This window comes from Mycobacterium sp. (genome assembly GCF_049585075.1).
In the GTDB taxonomy this organism is placed as follows: Bacteria; Actinomycetota; Actinomycetes; order Mycobacteriales; family Mycobacteriaceae; genus Mycobacterium.
In genome coordinates this window covers 1-2028 of the sequence record NZ_JBAUZA010000532.1, presented here as the reverse complement: position 1 = coordinate 2028, position 2028 = coordinate 1, and the positions used below count along the sequence as shown (strand labels likewise).

Here is a 2028-nt window from a genome sequence, read left to right as displayed (position 1 = left end):
ACCGAAACCGGTGAGCTCGACGACACGGTGGTGATCTTCCTGTCCGACAACGGCGCGGAGGGAGCAATAGTCGAGGCGATGCCGATTCTGGGTGGCCTGATCGCGGCGCAGATCGAGCAGCATTGCGATCACAGCCTCGACAACCTGGGCGCCCCCAACACATTCATCTGGTATGGCCCGCGCTGGGCACAGGCCGCCACCGCGCCATCGCGGCTGTACAAAGCGTTCACCACCGAGGGCGGCATCCGAGTGGTCGGGTTCGTCACCTGGCCGGGCTTTGCCCGGCAGGCCCAGATCGGTACCGCGTTCGCAACCGTTATGGACATCGCTCCGACCGTGCTGGAACTCGCCGATGTCACCCACCCCGGCACCGAATACCAGGGCCGCGAAGTCGAACCCATGCGCGGCGGGTCGCTGGTGCCATACCTGTCCGGGACCGCCGAGGCGGTACACGACGACGCCACCGACACCGGATGGGAGTTGTTCGGCCGTCGCGCCATCCGCCAAGGCAAGTGGAAGGCGCTCTATCTGCCCCAGCCCTACGGCCCGGGCGCCTGGCAACTCTACGATCTCTCCGTCGACCCGGGCGAGATCGATGACCTGGCGGCCGCGCGGCCGGACAAGCTGGCCGAGCTTCTCCCACTGTGGGATCGCTACGTCGAGGACACCGGCGTAATCCTGGATCCCATTTCGATTTTCGACGTCGACCCGCAGTCTCTGGCCGGAGGTTCGTGAGTCGGTGAGCCGGATCGGGACCGATGAACTGCGCGACGCGGTGCTCGACGAGGGGACTTTCGTCAGCTGGGATACCACGCCGCTGGTGGTTCCGACGAATGCGGCCTACGCCCGCGAGCTCGCCGACGCCCGGGCCGCGACCGGTCGTGACGAATCGGTGCTGACCGGCGAGGGCCTGGTGTTCGGCCGGCGGGTGGCGGTGGTGGTCTGCGAATTCGAATTCCTCGGCGGCTCGATCGGAGTCGCGGCGGCCGAACGGATCACCGCCGCCGTACAGCGGGCCACTTCCGAGCGGTTGCCGCTGCTGGCCTCGCCGAGCTCCGGGGGCACCCGGATGCAGGAGGGCACGGTCGCGTTTCTGCAGATGGTGAAGATCGCCGCGGCCGTCACCCTGCACAAACAGGCACACCTGCCGTATTTGGTGTACCTGCGCCACCCGACCACCGGCGGGGTGTTCGCGTCGTGGGGTTCGCTGGGCCACGTCACCATCGCCGAGCCGGGCGCCTTGATCGGCTTCCTGGGTCCGCGGGTCTACCAGCAGCTCTACGGTGAACCATTTCCCGCTGGCGTCCAGACCGCCGAGAACCTGCAGCGGCACGGGGTGATCGACGCCGTCGCGCCACTGGGCGAGCTGCGCGGCATCCTCGACCGGACGCTGAAAGTGGTCGCCGACGAAGCGGGGCCAGCACCGGATCGGCTGCCGCCCGAACCGCTGCCCGACGTTCCCGCGTGGGACTCAGTGCTGGCATCGCGGCGGCCGGATCGGCCCGGGGTGCGGCAGCTGTTGCGCCACGGCTGTACCGACCAGGTGCTGCTATCCGGAACCGAACAAGGCGACGCCGCGACCATGCTGTTGGCGTTGGCCAAATTCGGCGGTCAGCCCACGGTGGTGCTCGGCCAGCAGCGCTCCACCGGTGGGATGGAGGCGGGTCGGTTGGGGCCCGTTGCATTACGGGAGGCCCGTCGCGGCATGACGCTGGCCGCCGGTCTACGGCTACCGCTGGTGCTCGTCATCGACACCGCCGGCCCGGCGCTGTCGGCACAGGCGGAAGAGGGTGGGCTGGCCGGCGAGATCGCCCGCTGCCTGGCTGAGCTGGTCACGCTGGACACCCCGACGGTGTCGGTGCTGCTGGGTCAGGGCAGTGGCGGACCCGCGCTGGCGATGGTCCCGGCCGACCGGGTGCTGGCCGCACTGCACGGCTGGCTCGCGCCGCTGCCACCGGAGGGCGCCAGCGCGATCGTATTCCGCGACACCAAACACGCCGCCGAACTGTCTGCCGCACAAGGCATTCG

2 protein-coding genes are annotated in these 2028 nt (G+C 69.2%); both read left to right on the top strand.

Annotation, left to right across the window (positions count from 1 at the left end; genetic code table 11):
- On the top strand, positions 1-735 hold a 735-nt coding region (locus WB785_RS24480; RefSeq protein ID WP_424082647.1), incomplete at its 5' end, for a sulfatase-like hydrolase/transferase.
- Positions 736-739: 4 nt separating this feature from the next.
- Positions 740-2028 (top strand): carboxyl transferase domain-containing protein (locus tag WB785_RS24475; protein WP_424082645.1); only part of this gene is annotated, 1289 nt, incomplete at its 3' end.